We start from the raw sequence: 24,293 nt of genomic DNA, 5'->3' as shown, positions 1-24,293 counted from the left end.
GAGTATTATTATGTCAATCGATTGGAATTGGGGCATCTTTTTGCAAGCTGCCCCTTTCGGCAATACGACTTATCTAGGCTGGTTGATAGCTGGATTTCAGGTGACGATTGCCTTGTCTATCTGCGCCTGGATTATCGCTTTCATTGTCGGCTCACTGTTCGGCATCTTACGCACTGTTCCCAATAAAATATTATCTGGAATAGGTACCTGTTATGTTGAGCTCTTTCGTAACGTACCATTGATAGTTCAATTTTTTATCTGGTATCTGGTTGTACCTGAACTACTACCAGAAAAAATCAGTCTGTGGTTTAAAACTGAACTGGACCCTAATATCCAATTTTTTATCTCATCCACTGTCTGTTTAGGTCTTTTCACTGCTGCTCGGATGTGTGAGCAGGTTCGTGCCGCCATACAATCACTACCACGCGGTCAAAAAGCGGCAGGGCTGGCAATGGGGCTAACTCTGCCACAAACCTATCGCTATGTCCTATTACCCAATGCCTATCGAGTGATTATTCCACCCATGACATCAGAAATAATGAATCTGGTGAAAAACTCCGCCATTGCCTCCACTATTGGTCTGGTAGATATGGCAGCACAAGCAGGTAAGTTACTTGATTACTCAGCACATGCTTATGAAACATTTACGGCGATTACACTAGCTTATATCGGAATCAATCTGGTGATTATGCTTGCCATGCACTTGCTTGAGAAAAAAGTGCGTTTACCGGGTAATATTGGAGGTCAATAAATGTACGAGTTTGACTGGAGTTCGATTATCCCCAGTATCCCATTTCTGCTACAAGGCTTAGTCATTACCGCAAAAATCACGATTATTGCTGTTGTTGTCGGTATTCTCTGGGGAACTGTACTGGCTGTTATGCGCCTCTCTTCGGTAAAAATATTGAGCTGGTTTGCCACTTTATATGTCAATCTGTTCCGTTCTGTACCATTGGTTATGGTACTGTTATGGTTCTATTTGATTGTGCCTAGCCTGGTGCAAAACGTTCTGGGGATTTCTCCAAAGACTGATATTCGTTTAATTTCAGCTATGGTAGCGTTTGCCTTTTTCGAAGCTGCTTATTATTCAGAAATTATCCGGGCGGGAATTCAGAGTATCTCCCGCGGGCAATCTTCGGCAGCACTGGCATTGGGTATGACACCAATGCAAAGTATGAGGCTGGTTATCCTGCCTCAGGCATTCCGTGCGATGACCCCGCTGTTACTGACTCAGGGTATCGTACTGTTTCAAGACACCTCATTGGTGTATGTGCTCAGTCTAGCGGACTTTTTCCGTACTGCGGCAAATATCGGTGAGCGTGATGGCACTCAGGTCGAAATGATCCTATTTGCTGGTTTGGTTTATTTTATTATTAGTATTGCCGCATCTATGCTGGTTAACTATTTGAAGAAAAGGACTGTTTGATGATCTCCCTGAAAAATGTATCCAAGTGGTATGACCAATTTCAGGTTCTCTCCGACTGCTCAACTGAAGTTAAAAAAGGTGAAGTCGTTGTGGTCTGTGGCCCATCTGGCTCAGGCAAATCCACCCTGATAAAAACGGTCAATGGCCTGGAATCCATCCAACAGGGTGAAATTCTGGTTAATGACATTAAAGTTAATGATAAAAACACCAATCTGGCACAACTACGCTCTAAAGTCGGCATGGTGTTCCAACATTTTGAGCTTTTCCCCCATTTATCCATCATTGAGAATTTAACTCTAGCGCAGATTAAAGTGCTTAATCGCAATAAAAAAGCGGCGGAAGAAAAGGGGTTGAAATTACTTGAACGCGTTGGGCTTGCCAGCCAAGCGGATAAATTCCCGTCTCAACTTTCCGGTGGTCAACAACAACGTGTAGCAATCGCCCGTGCTCTTTGTATGGACCCAATTGCTATGCTATTTGACGAACCTACCTCCGCACTCGATCCTGAAATGATCAATGAAGTGCTCGATGTCATGGTTAAACTGGCAAATGAAGGGATGACCATGATGGTTGTTACTCACGAAATGGGCTTCGCTCGTAAAGTAGCCAACCGAGTTATCTTTATGGATGAAGGCAGAATTGTTGAAGATAGCAAAAAAGAAGATTTCTTTGCGAATCCAAAATCAGATCGCGCCAAAGAATTTCTAGCTAAAATTCTTCACTAACCTCATTTCATCCCCGGTGGTGGCTCCCGTCGCCATCGGATTTTCCCTCATAACCTCTGTTTCTTATATATCAAATCAGATATGCTATGCCGACCTCATATTTTACCAACTAAATGATTGCTACAAACGTAGCTTTTTACTCACCATAGGATCATCGGTGCCATGCAAGAACAATACCGTCCAGAAGATATAGAGCCGCAAGTTCAGCTTCACTGGCAAGAGAAGCAAACTTTCAAAGTGACAGAAGACAACAGCAAAGAAAAATATTACTGCCTGTCCATGCTACCTTACCCTTCTGGTCGACTACACATGGGCCATGTACGTAACTACACTATTGGCGATGTTATCTCCCGCTATCAACGTATGCTTGGTAAAAACGTCCTGCAACCTATCGGTTGGGATGCGTTTGGCCTGCCTGCGGAAGGTGCTGCGGTCAAAAACAATACCGCACCTGCTCCGTGGACCTACGCCAACATTGAATATATGAAAGGTCAATTGAAAACACTGGGCTTCGGTTACGACTGGGATCGTGAAGTCACAACCTGTACCCCGGAATATTACCGTTGGGAACAGTGGTTCTTCACCAAATTGTATGAAAAGGGCTTGGTTTATAAAAAAACCTCCGCAGTTAACTGGTGTCCCCACGATCTGACTGTTCTGGCTAATGAACAAGTGGTCGATGGCTGCTGCTGGCGTTGTGATAGCAAAGTTGAACGTAAAGAAATTCCGCAATGGTTTATCAAGATCACTGATTATGCCGAAGAGTTGTTAAATGATCTGGATACGCTGGAAGAGTGGCCTGAACAAGTCAAAACCATGCAGCGCAACTGGATTGGTCGTTCTGAAGGGGTAGAAATCACTTTTGATGTGGCTGATAGTCAGGAGAAGCTGACCGTTTATACCACTCGTCCTGATACGTTCCTGGGTGCCACTTATGTTGCGGTTGCCGCAGGTCATCCTCTGGCAAAACAAGCAGCAGAAAATAACCCCGAACTGGTTGCTTTCATTGATGAGTGCCGTAATACCAAAGTTGCAGAAGCAGATATGGCAACAATGGAGAAGAAAGGCATGGCAACCGGTATGTTTGCTATTCATCCATTGACCAAAGAAAAAGTGGCAATCTGGGTTGCAAACTTCGTCCTGATGGAATACGGCACCGGTGCTGTCATGGCAGTGCCTGGTCACGATCAACGCGACTGGGAATTTGCGACAAAATATAACCTGCCAATAAAAGCCGTTATTCTGGATAGCGAAGGCAATGAACCAAACGTCCATGAAGCGCCTGTAACAGATAAGAATATCCTGTTTAATTCCGGTGAATTTAGCGGTCTGAATCACGAAGATGGTTTCAATGCTATTGCTGATAAACTGGTGGAAATGGGCGTAGGTAAGCGTAAAGTCAACTATCGTCTGCGTGACTGGGGAGTTTCTCGTCAACGTTATTGGGGCGCTCCTATTCCAATGGCAACGCTGGAAGATGGCACAGTTGTTCCGGTTCCAGCAGCTCAACTGCCAGTTATTCTGCCAGAAGATGTCAAAATGGACGGCATCACCAGCCCAATTAAAGCTGATCCTGAGTGGGCGAAAACCACTATTAACGGCCAACCAGCACTACGTGAAACAGATACCTTCGATACTTTTATGGAGTCTTCCTGGTACTACGCTCGCTACAGCTGTCCAGATTATGACAAGGGCCTGCTCAATCCAGCAGCAGCTAACTATTGGCTGCCAGTTGACCAATACATCGGTGGTATCGAACATGCTATCATGCATCTGATGTATTTCCGTTTCTTCCATAAACTGATGCGTGATGCTGGCCTGGTCAATTCCAATGAACCTGCTAAGCGCCTGTTATGTCAAGGCATGGTTCTAGCCGATGCTTTTTATTACATCGGCAAAGATGGTGAAAAAATCTGGGTTTCCCCAGCTGATACTATTGTTGAGCGTGATGATAAAACCCGAATCATTAAAGCGACGGATAAAGAAGGCCATGAACTGGTTTATACCGGCATGAGCAAAATGTCTAAATCCAAAAACAACGGTATTGACCCACAATTGATGGTAGAAAAATATGGGGCTGATACCGTTCGCCTGTTTATGATGTTCGCGGCTCCACCAGAGCTGACGCTAGAATGGCAAGAATCCAGTGTTGAAGGGGCAAATCGCTTCCTGAAACGTGTATGGCGCCTAGTTTATGAACATAGCAGCAAAGGGGCAACTCAACCGCTAGACATCACAAACCTGACAATGGAACAAAAAGATCTATTCCGAGATCTGCACAAAACCATTGCTAAAGTCACAGATGATGTCGGTCGCCGCCAGGCATTCAATACTGCTATCGCTGCCGTAATGGAATTGATGAATAAACTGGCCCGCGCACCACAGGAAACTGAACAGGATCGCGCTCTGATGCAAGAGGCTCTGCTGGCAGTTGTCCGTATGTTGTCACCAATAACTCCCCATGCTTGCTTTATTATGTGGCAAGCTCTGGGAGGTGAAGGTGATATTGATACGGCTGATTGGCCACAAGCTGATGAACAAGCAATGGTTGACGATACCAAGTTAGTCGTCATTCAAGTTAACGGTAAAGTGCGTGGTCGTATTACTGTGCCAGCTGAGGCGACTAAAGAATATGTTCATGATATGGCAGCAAAAGAGTATGGTGTGACGAAATATCTTGAAGGCGTCACTATTCGCAAAGTCATTTATGTACCAGGCAAACTGCTGAATCTGGTCGTCGGCTGATAAAGGAGGCAATGTGCGACATCGTATTTTAGCGTTGTTGCTGGGGTTAGCGGTGCTGGTCACCGCTGGCTGCGGTTTTCATCTGCGCGGTACCACCCAGGTGCCACCTGAACTCAAAAAGCTGCAATTAACAAGCAGTGACCCATATGGGCCACTGGCCCGTTCCGTTCGCCAACAGCTTCGTCTGAATAATGTCACTATCCTTGAGGATGGTAGCGCTGATGTTCCTGTTTTGAAGTTAATTAACTCTTCTGAAAATAAAGATACTGTCTCTATTTTCCAAGATGGTAAGGCGGCTGAACGTCAATTGACACTGAATGTCGATGCTCAGGTTATTATGCCAGACGGTAGCGTATACCCGCTGCGATCCAGGGTTGACCGCTCTTTTTTCGACAACCCATTAGAGGCCCTGGCGAAAGATGCTGAAAACGAGATAATCAATCAGGAAATGCGCGAACAAGCTGCTCGCCGGTTAGTTCGCCAGTTATTGACCGTTCACAACGCAGAAAAGCAGAAAGCCAGAGAAAAACAGGTGGGACAGCAAGCTGCGCAAGCACAATGATCAAACTCTATCCCGAACAACTGATTTCGCAGCTCAATGAGGGGCTGCGAAACTGTTATCTAATATGGGGTAATGAACCCCTACTATTACAGGAAAGCCAGGATCATATCCGCAAGGCTGCTGAAAAACACGCCTTCACTGAACACTTCACCTATACACTGGATAATCACACCGAGTGGGATGAGATATTCAGTGTTTGTCAGTCACTAAGTCTGTTTGCTAGCCGTCAAACACTCACTTTACTACTGCCGGAAAATGGCCCTAACACAACCATAGCCGAACAACTGGTGAAACTGGCAGGACTACTTCACCCAGATATACTGCTAATACTACGCGGTTTGAAATTGACCAAGGCTCAGGAGAACAGTAACTGGTTCAAAATACTAGGAAAAAATGGTGTTTATGTCAGTTGTCAGCCCCCCGAACAGAACCGTCTGCCGCAATGGGTTGCACACCGGGCCAAAGCCATGAAATTGGCACTGGAAGAACAAGCCAATCAACTCCTGTGTTATTGTTATGAAGGAAATTTACTGGCGTTAGCTCAGGCACTTGAGCGACTTTCCCTGCTATACCCAGACGGTAAACTAACCTTACATCGTGTCGAAAATGCGGTGAATGACGCGGCTCATTTTACACCTTATCACTGGGTAGACTCGCTATTATCAGGTAAAGCAAAACGAGCCTGGCATATTCTGAAACAGTTAAAACAGGAAGATTGCGAAGCTGTTATTCTATTACGTACCGTACAGCGTGAATTACTGCTGCTGCTCACTCTGAAACGTCAAAGTACCACAACCCCGATGAAAACACTGTTAGATCAGCATCGGGTATGGCAAAACCGCCGTCCATTACTGACAAGCGCACTGCAACGTCTCACTCAACATGATTTGCAGCGAGCAATTCATTTACTTGTACAGATGGAACGCCAGATCAAACAGGATTACGGCCAGTCTATTTGGTCAGATTTAGAAACTCTTTCCATGCTGTTATGTGGAAAAACCTTACCTGAGAGCTTTTTTAATGCCTCATACCATTGATTCTACTTGCCCGAAACAACCCGTTATTAAAGCATTATTTGGTGGAACATTCGATCCCATCCATTACGGGCACTTACAACCAGTTGAAACCCTGGCATATCAAACTGGCCTGAATCAAGTGATTTTACTACCAAATCACGTCCCCCCACACCGCCCACAACCGGAAGCCACTGCACAACAGCGGCTTGAAATGGTACAACTGGCAATACAGGATAGCCCACTGTTTACCGTCGATAAGCGTGAACTGGAGCGCACTATCCCCTCTTACACAATTGATACGCTAGAGTCATTCCGTCAGGAACTTGGTAACAAACAACCACTAGCATTTATAATCGGCCAGGATGCTTTGTTATCACTGCATACTTGGCATCGTTGGTCAGAACTACTGAGTTTCTGCCATTTGCTAGTTTGTGCTCGTCCTGGTTATCAAACTCAGTTTTCCACAACTGAAATGCAACAATGGCTTACAAAACATCAAATCTGCGATCCAAGCCAGCTTGGCAGTAAACCTAACGGTTATATCTATCTGGCAGATACACCTCTGCTGTCGATCTCAGCAACAGACATCCGTCAACGCCACCAGCAAGGGTTAAGTTGTGACGATTTACTCCCCCTTTCAGTACAAAAGTATATAGATTCACAGGGGTTATATCGCCAATAGCGGAATCTGCCTCGATTAGTCGCTTAGTTGACTTACCCTTAAGTGACCTGACATGCTATTATTCCGCACTATTTAATCAATTGTGATAAAAAATAAGGATGAGCCTTTTGCAAGGTAAAGAACTCCAACAGTTTGTTATTGATAAGCTTGAAAACTCCAAAGCACAGGATATTGTTTCCCTTGATGTCCAAGGGAAATCAAGTATTACCGATTGCATGATTGTCTGCACCGGAACTTCCAACCGCCATCTGATGTCTGTCGCAGATAATCTGGTTGATGACTGTCGTGCGAGCGGCCTGATCCCACTTGGCGTTGAAGGACAAGGCGTATCTGACTGGATTGTCGTAGACCTCGGTGAAGTTATCGTACATGTCATGCAAGAAGAGAGCCGCCGCATGTACGAACTCGAAAAGCTCTGGAGCTGAGTTTGAAGCTGCAATTAATCACTGTAGGTACAAAAATGCCGGACTGGATACAGGCCGGCTTTACAGATTATTTGCGTCGTTTTCCCAAAGACATGCCATTTGACCTGATAGAAATTCCGGCTGGCAAACGGGGGAAAAATGCGGATATTAAACGCATTCTGGAAAAAGAAGGCGAACAAATGCTGGCCGCTGTCAGCAAAGGCAGCCGTATTGTCACCCTGGACATTCCGGGTTCCCGCTGGGAAACGCCTCAATTGGCGCAACAGCTTGAACATTGGAAACGGGATGGTAGAGATGTCAGTTTGTTGATAGGTGGGCCCGAAGGTCTCGCTCCGGCATGTAAAGCTGCCGCAGAACAAAGCTGGTCACTGTCACCGCTAACCTTACCCCATCCTCTGGTGCGAGTTTTAGTTGCGGAAAGCCTGTACCGGGCATGGAGTATTACGACCAATCATCCCTATCATCGGGAATAATTTGGTTATCAACGGATAAAAGCGAATTTCTGGCAATGGGATGAAGAATAAACGTACCCCTTTTCGTGATTATACGGCTGAATCAGCCCTATTTGCTCGCCGCGCATTGGTGGCGTTTATTATCATCCTGGTACTGACTGGTATCCTGATGGCCAATCTTTACCATTTACAAATCACCCGCCACGAAGACTATCAAACCCGCTCAAACGAAAACCGTATTAAACTGGTTCCAATTGCGCCAAGCCGCGGGATCATTTATGACCGAAACGGCACGCCATTGGCACTTAATCGAACTATCTATCAGTTGGAAATCATACCTGAAAAGGTAGAACACCTTGAGCAAACGCTGAATGATTTACGTAATGTTATCGATCTGACTGACGAAGATATTGCCAATTTTGAAAAAGAGCGTAAACGCTCGCGCCGCTTTACCTCTATTCCATTGAAAACTTCACTTGATCATATTCAAGTAGCACGCTTTGCCGTTAACCAATATCGTTTCCCTGGTTTTGAAATAAAAGGCTACCAACGCCGCTTCTATCCTTATGGTTCAGCACTGACACATATCATCGGCTATGTTGCTAAAATTAATGATAAAGATGTAGAACGATTGGATAAAGAAGGTATTTTACCTAATTACGCCGCTACCCATGATATCGGCAAACTGGGTATTGAACGCTATTATGAAACTGTTTTACACGGCAAAACGGGTTATGAAGAAGTCGAAGTGAATAACCGAGGCCGGGTGATACGCCAATTACATGAACAACCACCACAGGCCGGACAAGATATTTACCTAACTATCGATCTCGAATTGCAGATTTACATTGAGAAACTCCTCACAACCAGCCGCGCTGCGGTCGTTGTCAGTGATCCACGGAATGGGGAAATTCTGGCACTGGTATCTAACCCAAGCTATGATCCAAACCTATTCGTAAACGGTATCTCCAATAAGAGCTACCAAGAGCTATTAAACAATCCTGATAGGCCGCTTATTAATCGTGCTACTCAAGGAATCTATCCTCCAGCTTCGACAGTGAAACCTTTTATTACCGTCGCAGCACTAAGTACAGGCGTTATCAATAAAAATACCACTATTTTTGATCCGGGTTGGTGGCAATTACCGGGTTCAGAAAAACGCTACCGTGACTGGAAACGTTGGGGGCACGGTAGTCTCAATGCACACAGAGCCATTGTAGAATCGGCGGATACTTTCTTCTATCAAGTAGCCTATGATATGGGAATTGATCGTCTATCTGAATGGATGACCAAGTTTGGCTATGGCGAACATACTGGCATCGACCTAGCCGAAGAGCGCACCGGTATCATGCCTACCCGCGAATGGAAACAAAGAAAATATAAAAAACCTTGGTATCAAGGAGATACCATTCCTGTGGGTATCGGCCAGGGATATTGGACAGCAACCCCCATTCAACTGGTAAAAGCGCTGACAACCTTAATTAACGACGGTAATGTAAAAACACCACATCTTCTGCTAAGCAAAAAGCTGAAAGGTGAGATGATCCCTTATCAACAAATAGAAAATATTCAGATCGGTGATATCCATTCAGGATATTGGGAATTAGCAAAAAACGGTATGTACGGTGTTGCTAACCTGCCAAACGGTACCGGCCACAAGAGTTTTATCGGCACGCCTTACAAAGCAGCGGCCAAATCAGGAACAGCACAGGTCTACAGTTATGAAACCTACAATGCCAGTAAAATTGCTGAGCATTTACGGGATCATAAGCTGATGATCGCTTTCGCTCCTTATGAAAATCCGACAGTAGCCCTTTCCATTATTTTAGAGAATGGTGGTGCAGGTCCAGCAGTGGGAACCCTTGTTCGCCAAATCCTCGACCATGTACTATTAGGGGATAACAACACAACATTGCCGAATGCTGTCCCTACACCTCCCGGAACAGAAAGTGACTGATTAACACCATGACAGAAAACCAAAAAAGGGTTCCTCTCTGGACCAGATTACATATCGACCTACCGTTACTCCTGTGCATTTTAGCATTGCTGATATACAGCGCTTTTGTTATGTGGAGTGCCAGCGGTCAAGATATGGGTATGATGGAGCGCAAAATTGGCCAAATTGGTGCTGGACTGGTTGTCATGCTCATCATGGCGCAAATTCCACCAAGAGTTTATGAAAGCTGGGCGCCCCATCTCTATATTGTTTGTGTCATTTTACTGATTTTTGTCGATGCTTTCGGCCAAATAAGTAAAGGTGCCCAACGCTGGCTAGATTTAGGGATCATCCGCTTCCAACCTTCAGAGATTGCCAAAATAGCCGTACCTCTGATGATCGCACGTTTTATGAACCGCGATTTATGCCCCCCATCACTGAAAAATACGACTATCGCTCTGATGCTCATTTTTCTGCCCACTTTACTGGTTGCCGCTCAGCCAGACCTAGGGACTTCAATACTGATCGCGGCTTCTGGTCTGTTTGTCTTGTTCCTTTCGGGCATGAGCTGGAGGTTGATCGGTATCGCCGCTCTACTGTTAACCTGTTTTATCCCCATCTTGTGGTTCTTCCTGATGCATGGCTATCAGCGTGATCGCGTCATGATGCTACTTGATCCAGAAAGCGATCCACTAGGTAAGGGTTACCATATTATTCAATCAAAAATCGCGATTGGCTCCGGTGGTTTATCAGGTAAAGGCTGGCTATTAGGAACACAATCTCAATTGGAATTTCTGCCAGAACGTCATACAGATTTCATATTTGCCGTACTGTCAGAAGAACTTGGTTTGATTGGCGTACTACTATTATTAACATTATATATGTTATTAATTACTCGTGGGCTGGTTATCGCAACCAGAGCACAGAACACTTTTGGTCGGGTTATGGTTGGCGGCCTAATGTTAATTCTATTTGTTTATATCTTCGTCAATATTGGCATGGTGAGTGGTATCCTGCCTGTAGTAGGCGTTCCTTTGCCATTTGTCAGTTATGGCGGCTCTGCGTTAATCGTCTTAATGGCGGGTTTCGGCATTATCATGTCGATTCACACACACAGAAAATTGTTGTCCAAAAGTTTATAGAGAAGAGGTTTCAATGCGTCAACACTGGCTTATATTCGGCATGATTGCAGCCCTGCTATCTGGCTGTACTACTCCTGACAAACAAAAACCTGCCCCGTTACCCGTAGTACCAACGCAGGATGTTCTGGGTGCAGAACCTCGTTATGAGCCTTATCATCCTAGCGCCAATGATGATTATCAGATGAACGGACATACTTATCACATTGTGCAAGCCCCCTCTCAGTTTAGTGAGACAGGTTACGCTAGTTGGTACGGTGAAGAATCTAGCGGCAAAATGACCGCAATTGGTGAACGTTTTAATCCTTATGCTCTGACAGCCGCCCATCCTACCCTGCCAATTCCAAGTTATGTCCGTGTGACCAACTTGAGCAATGGCCGCATGATGATTGTTAGAGTCAATGACCGTGGTCCTTATAAACCAGGGCGAATTATCGATCTATCGAAGGCTTCCGCTGAACGGTTAAACCTAACTCAAAGTACCAAAGTTAAGGTTGATTTTATTGCGGTTGCCCAGGACGGTTCTGTATCCGGTCCCGGTACCATTGGCAGCCAGATAGTTAAACAGAGTTATGCTCTACCGGGTAGACCAACGCTGACAACCAGTCCATTAGGAACACCAACAATGGAGAATATCCCTGATCAGACTAGCAGCCAGCCCTTAACAAATCAGCCGATGAAACTGACGATACAACCGGAAGCGACTGAACAGCTCCCCGCAATGAAGCTGCAACCACCTAAGCCTGTTACAAACAGTACTTCAATAGTCACAACACCAACAGCCGCCTCAACAAATGGTTTTATAGTTCAAGTTGGTGCTGTTAGCAGTGAGCAACGAGCAAAAGAGTGGCAACAAACACTGGCGCAACGCTTTAATGTTCAAGGCCGCGTAACTCAATATAATAACGTTTATCGTGTACAGTTAGGGCCATTCAACAATCGCCAGCAAGCTGCCGATTTACAACAAAAACTGGCTGACCAGATACAGCAATCTTCTTTTATCGTCAGTCCTTAATCGTTCTCTTACTGATATCTCACTTTGATTCAAATATCAGTAAGAGGAGTAAAAAAATGTAAACCTGAGTCTTGTCAAAATTTGGCAATGTCAGTATTTTTTTCATTTGCTATGATGTGGCTCGATATCAATCTTTTCTCACGGATGTTGTCAAACTAACCATGAAATATACAACCACTTCTCGTTTTATAAAAAGCACCACCTTGGGTATTGCGCTGGCAATAAGTGCTTCTGCCTTTGCCAATGGGAATGATGTCAACCTGAAAACGATGATCCCAGGAGTGCCTCAGATTGATGCGGAAGCTTATATCCTTATCGACTATAACTCAGGCAAAGTGCTGGCTGAGATGAATGCAGATGCACGCCGTGATCCTGCCAGTCTGACAAAAATGATGACCAGCTATGTTATTGGTCAAGCAATCAAATCAGGCAAAATCCACCCAAATGATATGGTCACTGTTGGCACTGACGCATGGGCAACCGGTAATCCGGTATTTAAAGGCTCTTCCCTGATGTTCCTCAAGCCAGGCGATCAGGTCTCGGTTTCTATGTTATCCCGCGGTATAAACTTGCAATCCGGTAACGATGCCTGTGTTGCAATGGCAGATTATGTTGCCGGTAGCCAAGAGTCTTTCGTTAATTTAATGAATGGTTATGTGAAATCGCTTGGATTAAAGAATACGAATTTCAAAACCGCTCATGGCCTGGATGCAGAAGGCCAATACAGCTCTGCCCGTGACATGGCATTGATTGGTCAAGCGCTGATCCGTGATGTTCCTGAAGAGTACACCATCTATAAAGAGAAAGAATTTACCTACAACAATATCCGCCAGACAAACCGTAATGGCTTATTGTGGGATAAGAGCCTGAATGTCGATGGTATTAAAACCGGTCACACTAGCGCAGCGGGCTATAACCTAGTTGCTTCTGCAACGGAAGGCGATATGCGCCTGATTTCTGCGGTATTAGGAGGCCACACTCATAAAGGCCGTGAAACAGAAAGTAAGAAACTGCTGACCTGGGGTTTCCGTTTCTTTGAAACTGTTGCTCCTCTGAAAGCAAGCAAAGAATTCGCCTCTGAACCAGTCTGGTTTGGAGATAACGATAGGGTTCAATTAGGTGTTGATAAAGATGTTTATCTAACTATTCCCCGTGGTCGTCTGAAAGATCTGAAAGCCAGCTATGTCATGAATAATAGTGAATTACATGCACCACTGGCGAAAAATCAAGTCGTAGGTACTATCAACTTTCAACTTGATGGCAAAACTATTGAACAGCAGCCTTTAGTCGTCATGAATGAAGTAAAAGAAGGCAGCATCTTCGGCCGCTTTATCGATTACATCAAGCTACTATTTCATCATTGGTTTGGCTAATTCTTGAGATAATGAAGCGATAAACAGAGTCCATCAAAGCGAATCGGACTACTGCCCGATCGCAATAAGCACCTCCGCGTTTTAAGGCGGAGGAAAGTATCAAATTTTACAGAAGAAACTGACCGTACGTATCGCGGAAAGCAAAACAGGAGCGCCCATGAAAACGAAATTAAATGAACTGCTTGAGTTCCCTTGTTCATTCACTTACAAAGTGATGGGTTTGGCGGAGTCTGAGCTAGTCAATCAGGTCGTTGAAGTGGTTCAACGTCATGCGCCGGGCGATTACTCTCCACAAGTGAAGCCAAGCAGCAAAGGTAACTACCACTCAGTGTCCATTACTATCAATGCGACTCATATTGAACAAGTAGAAACGCTGTATGAAGAATTAGGTAACCTTGAATTGGTACGGGTAGTATTGTAATACACATTAGAGAAATCCCCTATAATTTCACAGGGGATTCTTTATCTATCAGGAATACTACAGTTTCAGGTGCACTAAACTGGTGAGAAGCTCTTCTGAGGGTTATACTGACCAAATCTTATAGCTATCAAATGAAGTTTCAATTGCAACATAAAACGATTTTCTTACGTCAATTAGGAATACAACCCTACGAGCCGATTTCTGATGCAATGCACTTGTTTACTGAGCAGCGAGATACTAATACACCTGATGAAATCTGGCTGGTACAGCATCCAAAAGTCTTTACTCAAGGACAAGCAGGTAAAGCTGAGCATTTGCTGTCCCTCGGTGATATTCCGGTTATTCAATCCGATCGTGGTGGACAAGTCACCTATCATGGCCCTGGTCAGCAGGTTATGTATGTCATGATTGACATTAAACGCGCCAAAATTGGTGTACGGCAACTGGTTACGGCGATAGAGGATACTGTCATTAAAACCCTTGCTCACTTTGGTGTGAAAGCCCATGCCCGCCCGGATGCCCCTGGTGTCTACGTCAATGAAGCAAAAATTTGCTCTCTTGGATTACGGATACGTAAAGGTTGTTCTTTCCACGGACTAGCCCTCAATATCGCAATGGATTTAGAACCCTTCCAGCGTATTAACCCTTGTGGCTATGCCGGTATGAAAATGATTCAACTCAGTGACTTAGTTCCTGGAATTACTGTTGAACAAGTACAGCCTGTTTTGGTAGAGAAATTTTGCCAGCAGTTAGGATTTAACCTGAACAGTTAAAGATGCTATAATTTTTTAACATTTTTCAAAAATTTTTAATTTTTTATCATACAGTAGACTGAATGATAAATCTCAACCTGATGAATTTAACACTGGAACCAGCACGATTATGAGTAAACCAATTCAGATGGAACGCGGAGTTAAGTACCGCGACGCAGACAAAATGGCGCTGATCCCTGTCAAAACAGTGATGACCGAACGTACAGAAATCTTGCGTAAACCTGAGTGGATGAAAATCAAACTTCCTGCGGATTCCAGCCGCATTCAGGGCATCAAATCTGCCATGCGCAAAAATGGTCTGCATTCCGTTTGTGAAGAAGCGTCTTGCCCTAACCTGGCAGAATGCTTCAATCACGGTACAGCAACCTTTATGATCCTTGGCGCAATTTGCACCCGCCGTTGCCCTTTCTGTGATGTTGCGCACGGCCGCCCAATGGCACCTGACACCAACGAACCCATAAAACTGGCACAAACCATTAAAGATATGGCACTGCGCTACGTTGTCATCACCTCCGTTGACCGTGATGATCTACGTGACGGTGGTGCTCAGCACTTTGCTGACTGCATCTCTGCTATTCGTGAAAAAAATCCATCTATTAAGATTGAAACCTTAGTTCCTGACTTCCGTGGACGTATGGATCGTGCACTTGAAATACTGACAGCGACACCGCCCGATGTCTTTAACCATAATCTGGAAAACGTACCCCGGGTTTACCGTCAGGTGCGCCCTGGTGCAAACTATGAGTGGTCATTAAAATTACTTGAAAAGTTTAAAGAAACCCATCCTGATATTCCAACCAAATCGGGTCTGATGGTCGGTCTTGGTGAAACCAACGAAGAAATTCTTGATGTTATGCGTGATCTGCGCCGCCACGGTGTGACTATGCTGACTTTGGGACAATATCTACAACCTAGTCGCCATCATTTACCGGTACAGCGCTACGTCAGCCCACAGGAATTTGATGAAATGAAAGAAGAAGCGTTAGCTATGGGGTTCACCCATGCCGCCTGTGGTCCATTTGTCCGTTCTTCTTATCATGCTGACTTGCAAGCCAAAGGTGAAGAGGTCAAATAACCCAGTTTCTTATACCCTATGGATTTCAAGCTGCATCGCGACGGCAAGGGAGTGAATCCCCGGGAGCATAGCAAACTATGTGACCGGGGTGAGCGAGTGCAGCCAACAAAGAGGCAGCTTGAAAGATGACGGGTATATTATGACTAATATTATTCTGGCTGTATTTATCGGAGGTGGCTTAGGCAGCGTATTACGCTGGTTTATCAGCCTCCGTCTTAATAATATTTCTTCTAATATCGCGATTGGCACCCTTACCGTTAACTGTATTGGTGCATTAATTATCGGACTAGGGTTAGCCTATTTTAATAAATCTACACATCTTGATCCGGCTTGGAAATTGATGTTGACCACCGGTTTTTGCGGAGGTTTAACAACCTTTTCTACATTCTCTGTTGAAGTTGCTTATTTGGTACTGGACGGGAAACTAGGATGGGCACTGGGAACAGTTTTGCTTAACCTTTTTGGATCATTACTGATGACCATGTTAGCTTTCGTATTGATGCATGAACTTTAAATTAAAATCACCTACATATCGGCCTCATACAAGCCAAAAAAAACCCGTTGTAATAACGGGTTTTCGAAATATGGAGTTAAAATCAGATAGCGACAACGTTTACAGCAGATGGACCTTTAGCGCCGTCAGTGATTTCAAACTCTACTTTTTGACCTTCTGCCAAAGTTTTAAATCCGTTACTCTGAATAGCAGAGAAATGCACGAATACGTCTTTGCTACCATCTTCTGGAGTGATAAACCCGAATCCTTTAGATTCATTAAACCACTTAACGTTACCTTTAATTTTTGACATCAAACTTACCTTTAACGTGAAAATTAAGACACAAAATCTGCGTCGCATACAGTACAACAAATAAGTTGGCTCACTGTCTACAACCAAGATCACGAAAAGCATAATAAAATACGATAGATGTTATCTTTATTTAGTTTTACTACTAAATAATACACATATATAAATATCTATAATCCTCCCTGGTCTTTTATCACACAAGTTATCTAATAAACAAATGACTAGGTTTTTTCATGTTCTAATAGCCAGCTTTTAATATTCAGGCCACCGGTATATCCCACCAATTTACCATCATGTCCAATAACACGATGACAAGGCACAATTAATGAGATCGGATTACGAGAATTAGCCATTCCTACCGCACGACAATAATTAACTGAACCTAATGCTAATGAAAGTTGCTTATAACTCCACACTTCTCCAAACGGGATCTTACATAACTGTAACCATACACGCTGCTGGAATTCAGTTCCTGCCGGGTTGAGTGGAACGGAAAACTCAGTTCGCTTACCCGCAAAATATCCTCGTAACTCTTTCACGCACTGCTTAGTAATATCATTTTTCACTTCAGGCGCTGTTTTTTCATCAACAAAATATAGACTGGTCACTCCCTTATCATCCGCAGTGATATGAATATACGGTTTAGGAAATCCTTTGGGTGTATCAAAATAGTGATGATACATAACCACCTCCATTGAAAAAAATATCAATCATTATAGAGATTAGAGTAAATCGTCTTTTCGACAAATTGCAATGATGAATTCAGTTGCTCCCTTACCACCGACTAGAAAACTTAAACTTGTCTGAAGACGAAAAGCCTGCCAACAAACAGAGAATAACCCACATCGTAATTTTAATGATAGTCACTCGATGTAAAATTAACACCACATATAGTATGGTTGAAATAAAATTTCACTATATATAGTATGATTCAAGTTCTGGCCTTTAGGTAAATTATTACTCATGAACCAAATTTTGCCATCACATGCCCACAAACTGACAAAGGAGTCGTTAATGAGCATTACCATTTATAGCAAACCGGACTGCGTACAATGCAGCGCAACCTATCAGGCGCTAAGCCGAAGAAATATTCCTTATCAGATTGTCGATTTAACCGAAAACCCGCAGGCTTTAGCGACTATCCGTGCTATGGGCTACCAGCAAATTCCTGTGGTTGTAGCAGGTACACAGCATTGGTCAGGATTTCGTCCAGATAAAATCAACGCATTAACCGAGGATTTATAGGTTTATTATGAATATAAATCCGCTGATCTATTTCTCCAGTTCATCCAGTAATAGCCATAGATTTGTTCAGAAACTGGAGATACCAGCCTTTCGTATTCCAATAAATCAATCAGACAGCCCATTAAACGTAACTTCTCCTTACATTTTACTGACCCCCAGTTACGGTGGTGGCAGTACTAAAGGCGCTGTTCCACCACAAGTGATCCGATTTCTCAATATCGCCGAAAACCGGGCATTCATCCGGGGAGTCATCGCGGCCGGGAATACCAACTTTGGCGAAGCTTACGGCATCGCTGGGCGGATAATTTCAGAGAAATGCCGGATACCCCTCCTATACCGTTTTGAACTGTTGGGTACTGAAGAAGATGTACAACGGGTACGCAAAGGTATTCAAAGGTTCTGGCAACATGATTCATTAGAGAATATGTAATTATGACTTTTCAAATTAATGCACAACAGGATTATCATGCTTTAAATGCCTTGCTCAATCTGTACGATAGTGAAGAAAAGATTCAATTTGACAAAGACAAACTGGCTATTCATTATTATTTTCGCCAGCATGTAAATCCAAACACACTATTTTTCCATAGCCTAAAAGAGAAACTGGATTTCCTCCAACAAGAGGGATATTACGAAACAAACGTGCTGGAGCAATACGATTTTGCTTTTATTAAAAAGCTCTTTCAGCAAGCCTATAGCAAAAAATTCCGCTTTCAAACCTTTCTGGGCGCATTCAAATATTACACCAGTTATACTCTGAAAACCTTCGATAATAAACGTTATCTAGAACGCTATGAAGATCGGGTATGCATGGTAGCACTGACCCTAGCCCAAGGCGATCAAGTGCTGGCTTGTCGTCTAGTGGATGAGATGATCAATGGCCGTTTTCAACCAGCAACGCCAACTTTTCTTAATTGCGGTAAGAAACAGCGAGGAGAATTGGTTTCCTGTTTCCTGCTACGCATTGAAGATAATATGGAGTCCATCGGACGTTCAGTTAATTCAGCCTTACAGCTTTCAAAACGTGGTGGAGGGGTCGCATTCTTACTCAGTAATCTACGGGAAACGGGTGCACCGATAAAAATAATTCAAAATCAATCATCAGGTGTTATCCCTGTGATGAAAATGCTGGAAGATGCGTTTTCATACGCCAATCAACTCGGTGCACGCCAAGGTGCAGGGGCCGCTTATCTCCATGCACATCATCCCGATATTCTTCGTTTTCTGGATACAAAACGGGAAAATACCGACGAAAAAATCCGTATAAAAACACTCTCTATTGGCGTTGTTATTCCTGATATCACTTTTAAGCTGGCTAAACATAATGAAGATATGTATCTATTCTCCCCTTATGATATTCAGCGGATTTATGGTGTGCCAATGTCCGAAATTAGCATGACAGAAAAATATACTGAAATGGTAAATAACCAACAAATTAGGAAATCAAAAATCAATGCTCGTGAATTTTTCATGACGTTAGCTGAGCTCCAATTCGAATCTGGTTATCCCTATATTATGTATGAAGACACGGTGAATAATGCTAACCCGATTAAAGGTCGGATTAATATGAGTAATTTATGTTCCGAAATTTTACAGGTTAACAGTGCCAGCGAATATGAAGAGGATTTAAGTTACCACCATATTGGGAAAGATATTAGTTGTAATCTGGGATCAATGAATATTGCTCATACAATGGATTCACCTGACTTTACCCTCTCTATTGAAACGGCTATCCGTGCTTTAACTGCGGTATCAGATATGAGCCATATCCGTTCAGTTCCTTCTATCGAAAAAGGAAATCAGGATTCCCATGCCATTGGTTTGGGGCAAATGAATCTTCACGGCTATCTGGCAAGGGAAAAAATTCATTATGGTTCTGAAGAGGGAATAGATTTCACCAATATCTATTTCTATATCGTCACTTATCACGCTCTGCGTACTTCCAATCAGATCGCCATTGAACGCAATAGCTACTTTAAAGGCTTTAAAGATTCTCGTTATGCCAGTGGTGAATTTTTCAATAAATATACAGAAAGAGCATGGCAACCTCAGACAAAAAAAATCTCTCAATTGTTTGAGCAAGCAGGAATAACCATTCCTAATCAACAAGACTGGCTTGAATTAAAAGCCTCAATTATGACTCATGGTATTTACAATCAAAATCTCCAAGCTATTGCTCCTACAGGTTCTATTTCATATATCAACAATTCAACCTCAAGCATTCACCCGATTGTATCCCGTATTGAGATCCGTAAAGATGGTAAAACAGGACGGGTATATTATCCAGCACCATTTATGACGAATAATAATCTTGAATATTACCAAGATGCTTACGAAATAGGGCCGGAAAAGATTATTGATACTTATGCTACAGCCACTCAACACGTTGACCAAGGATTATCCCTGACACTTTTCTTCAAAGACGATGCTACTACCCGTGATATTAACAAAGCCCAAATTTATGCCTGGCGTAAAGGAATTAAAACACTTTATTACATCCGTCTGAAACAAACTGCTCTGGAAGGCACGGAAGTACAAGATTGTGTTTTATGCTCACTGTAAAATGAATTCTGGAAATGTATTATGATCAGTAATCCTATATGTGCAATTAACTGGAACCGAATTGAAGATGACAAAGATCTAGAAGTTTGGAACCGACTGACAACTAATTTTTGGTTACCGGAAAAAATTCCATTATCCAATGATATTACTTCATGGAATACACTGACGACAGAAGAAAAAAAGCTGACTATCCGGGTATTCACCGGGCTGACACTACTGGACACAATTCAGAACACTGTTGGTGCTCCAGCGTTAATGGAAGATGCCCTGACACCCCACGAAGAAGCAGTTATGTCCAACATTAGTTTCATGGAAGCTGTTCATGCACGTTCTTATAGCTCCATTTTTTCAACATTATGCCTAACAACTGATGTAGATGACGCCTATCGCTGGAGTGAAAAGAGTTTTTCATTACAGAATAAAGCCAAAATTATACTAAATTATTATAGTTATCATCATCCATTAAAGAAAAAAATCGCCAGTGTTTTTCTAGAATCATTTTTATTCTATTCAGGTTTCTATTTACCTATGTATTGGTCAAGTCGAGGAATATTAACAAATACAGCCGATTTAATCCGACTTATTATCCGAGATGAAGCCATCCACGGTTATTATATTGGATATAAATTTCAACAATCATTAAAAAAACATTCAACACTAGAGCAAAAAGAGATTAAAGAATTCACTTTTTCATTATTATTAGAATTATACGAAAATGAAATCAAATATACAGAAGAACTTTATGATATTGTTGGCTGGACTGAAGATATTAAAAAATTCTTGCATTATAATGCCAATAAAGCATTAATGAATCTTGGCTATGAAACCTTATTTCCGCCAGAAATAACAAATGTCAGCCCTACAATCCTCTCTGCATTATCACCGAATGCCAATGAAAACCATGATTTCTTTTCTGGTTCAGGTTCATCATATGTTATCGGTAAAGCAGTGAATACTGAGGATGAGGATTGGAATTTCTAAAGAGAATGATTTTATTTTATATAGAAGGAATACTTCAAAATAACCATAATACTCTAATACTTTAATACTTTAAAAACCAATATTATTGATCCTGTTTTTTAAACGATAAAACGCCATAAAATCCTTATATTTTTATGGCATTTTTTCATGACTATTGCCATTTCTATGGATATTTTTTGCCATCTCCGCCTCTTATATCATCCGAAACGACAAAAAACATTAATGTAGCTAATTAATTTTAAATTAAATTTCATTCTAATAAGACATAATCAACATGATAAACTAATAATCGATTCTATTTACAACATAGTGAATAATTCATTTGCCGATCAAATTTAAAATTCATTAATAACAACAGCATATATACAATTAACCCTTACAATGACAACATGAATTTGGGTAAAAGGAATGACTAATAACCATGAAATGACTACAAATATATCTAATTTAAGTCATTCAATATCACTATTTTTTACATTAATTATCATTAACATAGGGTTGTCAGGCTCTCTCAGTATGTTAGGGTATATATATTCAAAGAATCATGCAGAGATGAATAATGCATAACACCATTAAATAACCATTGAAAGGAAAGTAACTATTTCATGGCAATTAAACTCGAAGTTAAAAACCTCTATAAGATATTTGGCGACCATTCAGAATATGCTTTCAAGTTACTGAATTCTGGTTTGAGCAAAGATCAGATATTTGAAAAGACAGGTATGGTTGTTGGTATACAAAATGCCAATCTGACTATTGAAGAAGGCGAAATATTTGTCATCATGGGATTATCTGGCTCCGGCAAATCCACAATGGTACGCCTTCTCAATCGTCTGATAAAACCGACTCGCGGCCAAGTATTAATTGATGGTGAAGATATTTCTGAGATTTCAACAGCAGCGTTAAGAGAAATTCGCCGTAACAAAATCAGTATGGTTTTCCAATCATTTGCACTGATGCCACATTTAAACATACTGGAAAACAGCGCCTTTGGTATGGAACTTGCCGGAATCACCAAACAAGAACGCAATAAAAAAGCATTGGATGCACTGAAACAGGTAAACCTGGAAAATTATGCACAATCTTATCCAGATGAGCTCTCAGGCGGGATGCGCCAACGTGTAGGGCTTGCCAGGGCATTAGCTAATAACCCAGATATTTTGCTAATGGACGAAGCATTTTCTGCCCTTGATCCATTAATTCGTACAGAAATGCAAGATGAACTGCTAAGCCTGCAAGGCAATCAGCCACGGACTATCGTCTTTATCTCTCATGATTTGGATGAGGCAATGCGTATCGGAGACCGGATTGCCATTATGCAAGACGGTGTTGTTGTGCAGGTCGGGACACCTGATGAAATCTTGAATAATCCAGCGAATAACTATGTGAAAACTTTCTTTCGTGGCGTAGATATCAGCCATGTATTCAGTGCTAAAGACATTGCCCGTCGCCGTCCTGACTCTCTGCTTCATATTGCACCCGGTTTTGGTCCTCTTTCTGCATTGAAAGTCCTCGATGACGAAAACAGAAACTATGGTTACCTGATCGAACGTGGACAAAAATTCGCCGGTATCGTTTCCGTAAATTCATTGGAAAAAGCATTACGGGAAAAAAAACCTATCGAACACGCCATATTGGCGGAACCAACCTCCGTTGCCGCAGATATGCCCCTCAATGAGCTGATTGCTGTTGTAGCACAATCACCTTGTGCAGTTCCGGTGGTTGGAAATAATGACAAATATATCGGCGTTATTTCCAAAGGGATGCTATTGCAGGCATTAGATAAGGAGACACCAAATGAGTAATCAAAACGAACATCAAACTCAGCCTGTACAGAATTCAGAGGATACCCCGTCCATCGCTGCCGATAATTCCGACCCCTGGAGCAGTGGAACCAATGCTGACGATGCAACGGGTTCTGACTGGCTGGATGCCCCCGCAACTGCGGTACAGCCTGAACATTTTAATATCATGGACCCATTCCAGCACCCACTTATCCCTTTAGACTCATGGGTAACCCATGCTATTGATTGGATTGTGCTAAATTTTCGTCCTGCATTTCAGGGAATCCGCGTCCCCATTGATTTTGTTCTCAGTGGCTTTGAACAATGTCTGACATCAATACCTGCTCCCATTGCCATCCTATTTTTTGCCCTGATTGCCTGGCAGTTATCAGGCATTGGTATGGGTATTACTGCTCTGATTTCTCTGGTAATTATTGGTGCAATTGGTGCATGGCACGAATCGATGGTCACTTTATCACTGGCTCTGACATCGCTATTGTTCTGCATTATCGTTGGTTTACCACTCGGCATATGGCTGGCACACAGCAAGAGAGCCGCGAAAATTATCCAACCTCTGCTTGATGCTATGCAAACCACACCAGCATTCGTCTATCTGGTTCCGATTGTCATGCTGTTTGGCATCGGTAACGTGCCTGGAGTTATCGTCACCATTATCTTTGCTCTACCCCCAATTGTCCGTCTGACAATTTTAGGCATCAAACAGGTTCCAGCAGATCTGATAGAAGCAGCCGAATCTTTCGGCGCCAGCCCTCGTCAGATGCTGTTTAAAGTTCAATTACCACTGGCTATGCCAACCATTATGGCCGGTGTCAACCAAACCCTGATGCTGGCCCTATCAATGGTCGTTATTGCATCAATGATTGCCGTTGGTGGTTTAGGCCAAATGGTTTTGCGAGGTATTGGGCGTCTCGATATGGGGCTTGCTACAGTAGGTGGGGTCGGGATTGTTATTCTTGCGATTCTCCTTGACCGCCTAACACAGTCTTTTGGCTACAGCAACCGGGCTAAAGGCGTAAATCGCTGGTATGCCACTGGCCCAATTGGATTAGTTACCCGTTTATTTAGCCAAAAAGCATAACCTTCCAAAACACCTATCAAGCAACAATTGTTTGGTAAACACATGATGACTGCA

At 42.9% G+C, this 24,293-nt stretch carries 25 protein-coding genes; 23 read left to right on the top strand and 2 right to left on the bottom strand.

All coding sequences use genetic code 11. The features are described 5' to 3' along the window. Positions 1-10 precede the first annotated feature (10 nt). The 17 genes from AAC155_RS02645 (at position 11) to crcB (ending at position 16,279) form a co-directional block, all read left to right on the top strand. Positions 11-751: an amino acid ABC transporter permease gene (locus AAC155_RS02645; protein ID WP_113040923.1), complete on the top strand. Its 741-nt coding sequence runs from the start codon at positions 11-13 to the stop codon at positions 749-751. Beyond that, positions 752-1,426, top strand: coding sequence for a glutamate/aspartate ABC transporter permease GltK (gene gltK, locus AAC155_RS02640; protein WP_112878081.1), 675 nt, complete (start codon positions 752-754; stop codon positions 1,424-1,426). It abuts the gene before it with no gap. Beyond that, on the top strand, positions 1,426-2,151 hold the full coding sequence (locus AAC155_RS02635) for an amino acid ABC transporter ATP-binding protein (protein ID WP_113040922.1): 726 nt from the start codon (positions 1,426-1,428) through the stop codon (positions 2,149-2,151). Before gltK ends, AAC155_RS02635 begins: the two co-directional genes overlap by 1 nt. Before the next feature lie 162 nt (positions 2,152-2,313). Then, on the top strand, positions 2,314-4,896 hold the full coding sequence (gene leuS, locus AAC155_RS02630) for a leucine--tRNA ligase (protein ID WP_113040921.1): 2,583 nt from the start codon (positions 2,314-2,316) through the stop codon (positions 4,894-4,896). 13 nt (positions 4,897-4,909) lie between these two features. Beyond that, the gene (gene lptE, locus AAC155_RS02625) at positions 4,910-5,458 is read left to right on the top strand and encodes an LPS assembly lipoprotein LptE (protein WP_113040920.1); all 549 of its coding nucleotides are present in this window, start codon (positions 4,910-4,912) and stop codon (positions 5,456-5,458) included. Beyond that, entirely contained in the window at positions 5,455-6,495 is a 1,041-nt protein-coding gene (gene holA / locus AAC155_RS02620) for a DNA polymerase III subunit delta (protein WP_113040919.1), read from the top strand. The genes lptE and holA overlap by 4 nt, the downstream gene beginning before the upstream one ends. Beyond that, the gene (gene nadD / locus AAC155_RS02615) at positions 6,479-7,156 is read left to right on the top strand and encodes a nicotinate-nucleotide adenylyltransferase (protein WP_113040918.1); all 678 of its coding nucleotides are present in this window, start codon (positions 6,479-6,481) and stop codon (positions 7,154-7,156) included. The genes holA and nadD overlap by 17 nt, the downstream gene beginning before the upstream one ends. A 98-nt stretch (positions 7,157-7,254) precedes the next feature. Further along, a complete protein-coding gene (gene rsfS, locus AAC155_RS02610) occupies positions 7,255-7,581 on the top strand; it encodes a ribosome silencing factor (protein ID WP_191214694.1) in 327 nt (108 codons plus the stop codon). A gap of 2 nt (positions 7,582-7,583) precedes the next feature. Then, positions 7,584-8,054, top strand: a complete 471-nt coding sequence (gene rlmH / locus AAC155_RS02605) for a 23S rRNA (pseudouridine(1915)-N(3))-methyltransferase RlmH (RefSeq protein ID WP_113040917.1) — start codon at positions 7,584-7,586, stop codon at positions 8,052-8,054. A gap of 40 nt (positions 8,055-8,094) precedes the next feature. Beyond that, on the top strand, positions 8,095-9,990 hold the full coding sequence (gene mrdA, locus AAC155_RS02600; protein WP_113040916.1) for a peptidoglycan DD-transpeptidase MrdA: 1,896 nt from the start codon (positions 8,095-8,097) through the stop codon (positions 9,988-9,990). A gap of 8 nt (positions 9,991-9,998) precedes the next feature. Next, positions 9,999-11,111, top strand: coding sequence for a peptidoglycan glycosyltransferase MrdB (gene mrdB, locus AAC155_RS02595; protein ID WP_112895025.1), 1,113 nt, complete (start codon positions 9,999-10,001; stop codon positions 11,109-11,111). 13 nt (positions 11,112-11,124) lie between these two features. Next, on the top strand, positions 11,125-12,123 hold the full coding sequence (gene rlpA, locus AAC155_RS02590) for an endolytic peptidoglycan transglycosylase RlpA (protein WP_113040915.1): 999 nt from the start codon (positions 11,125-11,127) through the stop codon (positions 12,121-12,123). Positions 12,124-12,284: 161 nt separating this feature from the next. Beyond that, entirely contained in the window at positions 12,285-13,496 is a 1,212-nt protein-coding gene (gene dacA, locus AAC155_RS02585; protein WP_113040961.1) for a D-alanyl-D-alanine carboxypeptidase DacA, read from the top strand. Positions 13,497-13,653: 157 nt separating this feature from the next. Continuing rightward, positions 13,654-13,917, top strand: a complete 264-nt coding sequence (gene ybeD, locus AAC155_RS02580; RefSeq protein WP_112878070.1) for a DUF493 family protein YbeD — start codon at positions 13,654-13,656, stop codon at positions 13,915-13,917. Positions 13,918-14,048: 131 nt separating this feature from the next. Then, positions 14,049-14,690 carry a lipoyl(octanoyl) transferase LipB gene (gene lipB / locus AAC155_RS02575; protein WP_191214697.1) on the top strand — a complete coding sequence of 214 codons (642 nt, stop codon included), beginning with the start codon at positions 14,049-14,051 and terminating at the stop codon, positions 14,688-14,690. 109 nt (positions 14,691-14,799) lie between these two features. Further along, complete coding sequence (gene lipA, locus AAC155_RS02570) at positions 14,800-15,765, top strand: lipoyl synthase (protein ID WP_113040914.1); 966 nt, start codon at positions 14,800-14,802, stop codon at positions 15,763-15,765. Positions 15,766-15,904: 139 nt separating this feature from the next. Next, positions 15,905-16,279, top strand: a complete 375-nt coding sequence (crcB, locus tag AAC155_RS02565) for a fluoride efflux transporter CrcB (RefSeq protein ID WP_113040959.1) — start codon at positions 15,905-15,907, stop codon at positions 16,277-16,279. 82 nt (positions 16,280-16,361) lie between these two features. On the opposite strand, the gene cspE is transcribed toward crcB, so the two are convergent. Together cspE and AAC155_RS02555 are read right to left on the bottom strand one after the other, a co-directional pair. After that, positions 16,362-16,571 (bottom strand): transcription antiterminator/RNA stability regulator CspE, encoded by a 210-nt coding sequence (gene cspE / locus AAC155_RS02560; protein ID WP_021323071.1) that lies wholly within the window; start codon positions 16,569-16,571, stop codon positions 16,362-16,364. A 218-nt stretch (positions 16,572-16,789) separates the two neighbouring features. Next, the gene (locus tag AAC155_RS02555) at positions 16,790-17,251 is read right to left on the bottom strand and encodes a methylated-DNA--[protein]-cysteine S-methyltransferase (protein ID WP_011145612.1); all 462 of its coding nucleotides are present in this window, start codon (positions 17,249-17,251) and stop codon (positions 16,790-16,792) included. A 331-nt stretch (positions 17,252-17,582) separates the two neighbouring features. Here AAC155_RS02555 and nrdH point away from each other — a divergent pair, with 331 nt between their 5' ends. The 6 genes from nrdH to proW all read left to right on the top strand — a co-directional run bounded on the left by nrdH (position 17,583) and on the right by proW (position 24,239). Continuing rightward, positions 17,583-17,813, top strand: a complete 231-nt coding sequence (nrdH, locus tag AAC155_RS02550; protein ID WP_113040913.1) for a glutaredoxin-like protein NrdH — start codon at positions 17,583-17,585, stop codon at positions 17,811-17,813. A gap of 13 nt (positions 17,814-17,826) precedes the next feature. After that, positions 17,827-18,243, top strand: a complete 417-nt coding sequence (gene nrdI / locus AAC155_RS02545) for a class Ib ribonucleoside-diphosphate reductase assembly flavoprotein NrdI (RefSeq protein WP_191214709.1) — start codon at positions 17,827-17,829, stop codon at positions 18,241-18,243. A gap of 2 nt (positions 18,244-18,245) precedes the next feature. Further along, positions 18,246-20,375 carry a class 1b ribonucleoside-diphosphate reductase subunit alpha gene (gene nrdE, locus AAC155_RS02540; RefSeq protein ID WP_113040911.1) on the top strand — a complete coding sequence of 710 codons (2,130 nt, stop codon included), beginning with the start codon at positions 18,246-18,248 and terminating at the stop codon, positions 20,373-20,375. A gap of 21 nt (positions 20,376-20,396) precedes the next feature. Next, complete coding sequence (gene nrdF / locus AAC155_RS02535; RefSeq protein WP_011145608.1) at positions 20,397-21,356, top strand: class 1b ribonucleoside-diphosphate reductase subunit beta; 960 nt, start codon at positions 20,397-20,399, stop codon at positions 21,354-21,356. A gap of 605 nt (positions 21,357-21,961) precedes the next feature. Further along, positions 21,962-23,161 carry a glycine betaine/L-proline ABC transporter ATP-binding protein ProV gene (gene proV / locus AAC155_RS02530; RefSeq protein ID WP_011145607.1) on the top strand — a complete coding sequence of 400 codons (1,200 nt, stop codon included), beginning with the start codon at positions 21,962-21,964 and terminating at the stop codon, positions 23,159-23,161. Continuing rightward, positions 23,154-24,239: a glycine betaine/L-proline ABC transporter permease ProW gene (gene proW, locus AAC155_RS02525; RefSeq protein ID WP_113040910.1), complete on the top strand. Its 1,086-nt coding sequence runs from the start codon at positions 23,154-23,156 to the stop codon at positions 24,237-24,239. Before proV ends, proW begins: the two co-directional genes overlap by 8 nt. The last annotated feature ends 54 nt before the right edge of the window (positions 24,240-24,293 follow it).

Origin of the sequence: Photorhabdus sp. HUG-39, from assembly GCF_963878365.1 — a bacterium.
Taxonomy (GTDB): domain Bacteria; phylum Pseudomonadota; class Gammaproteobacteria; order Enterobacterales; family Enterobacteriaceae; genus Photorhabdus; species Photorhabdus kayaii.
Note: the sequence above shows the minus strand (reverse complement) of the source record. Positions and strands in the feature narration are given on the sequence as shown.

What these genes read in the sequence shown, in the direction of transcription:
- AAC155_RS02645 (WP_113040923.1), top strand. Translation starts at nt 11, where the DNA reads ATGTCAATCGATTGGAATTGGGGCATCTTTTTGCAAGCTGCCCCTTTC.
- gltK (WP_112878081.1), top strand. Translation starts at nt 752, where the DNA reads ATGTACGAGTTTGACTGGAGTTCGATTATCCCCAGTATCCCATTTCTG.
- AAC155_RS02635 (WP_113040922.1), top strand. Translation starts at nt 1,426, where the DNA reads ATGATCTCCCTGAAAAATGTATCCAAGTGGTATGACCAATTTCAGGTT.
- leuS (WP_113040921.1), top strand. Translation starts at nt 2,314, where the DNA reads ATGCAAGAACAATACCGTCCAGAAGATATAGAGCCGCAAGTTCAGCTT.
- holA (WP_113040919.1), top strand. Translation starts at nt 5,455, where the DNA reads ATGATCAAACTCTATCCCGAACAACTGATTTCGCAGCTCAATGAGGGG.
- nadD (WP_113040918.1), top strand. Translation starts at nt 6,479, where the DNA reads ATGCCTCATACCATTGATTCTACTTGCCCGAAACAACCCGTTATTAAA.
- rsfS (WP_191214694.1), top strand. Translation starts at nt 7,255, where the DNA reads ATGAGCCTTTTGCAAGGTAAAGAACTCCAACAGTTTGTTATTGATAAG.
- mrdA (WP_113040916.1), top strand. Translation starts at nt 8,095, where the DNA reads ATGAAGAATAAACGTACCCCTTTTCGTGATTATACGGCTGAATCAGCC.
- mrdB (WP_112895025.1), top strand. Translation starts at nt 9,999, where the DNA reads ATGACAGAAAACCAAAAAAGGGTTCCTCTCTGGACCAGATTACATATC.
- rlpA (WP_113040915.1), top strand. Translation starts at nt 11,125, where the DNA reads ATGCGTCAACACTGGCTTATATTCGGCATGATTGCAGCCCTGCTATCT.
- dacA (WP_113040961.1), top strand. Translation starts at nt 12,285, where the DNA reads ATGAAATATACAACCACTTCTCGTTTTATAAAAAGCACCACCTTGGGT.
- ybeD (WP_112878070.1), top strand. Translation starts at nt 13,654, where the DNA reads ATGAAAACGAAATTAAATGAACTGCTTGAGTTCCCTTGTTCATTCACT.
- lipB (WP_191214697.1), top strand. Translation starts at nt 14,049, where the DNA reads ATGAAGTTTCAATTGCAACATAAAACGATTTTCTTACGTCAATTAGGA.
- lipA (WP_113040914.1), top strand. Translation starts at nt 14,800, where the DNA reads ATGAGTAAACCAATTCAGATGGAACGCGGAGTTAAGTACCGCGACGCA.
- crcB (WP_113040959.1), top strand. Translation starts at nt 15,905, where the DNA reads ATGACTAATATTATTCTGGCTGTATTTATCGGAGGTGGCTTAGGCAGC.
- cspE (WP_021323071.1), bottom strand. Translation starts at nt 16,571, where the DNA reads ATGTCAAAAATTAAAGGTAACGTTAAGTGGTTTAATGAATCTAAAGGA.
- AAC155_RS02555 (WP_011145612.1), bottom strand. Translation starts at nt 17,251, where the DNA reads ATGTATCATCACTATTTTGATACACCCAAAGGATTTCCTAAACCGTAT.
- nrdH (WP_113040913.1), top strand. Translation starts at nt 17,583, where the DNA reads ATGAGCATTACCATTTATAGCAAACCGGACTGCGTACAATGCAGCGCA.
- nrdE (WP_113040911.1), top strand. Translation starts at nt 18,246, where the DNA reads ATGACTTTTCAAATTAATGCACAACAGGATTATCATGCTTTAAATGCC.
- nrdF (WP_011145608.1), top strand. Translation starts at nt 20,397, where the DNA reads ATGATCAGTAATCCTATATGTGCAATTAACTGGAACCGAATTGAAGAT.
- proV (WP_011145607.1), top strand. Translation starts at nt 21,962, where the DNA reads ATGGCAATTAAACTCGAAGTTAAAAACCTCTATAAGATATTTGGCGAC.
- proW (WP_113040910.1), top strand. Translation starts at nt 23,154, where the DNA reads ATGAGTAATCAAAACGAACATCAAACTCAGCCTGTACAGAATTCAGAG.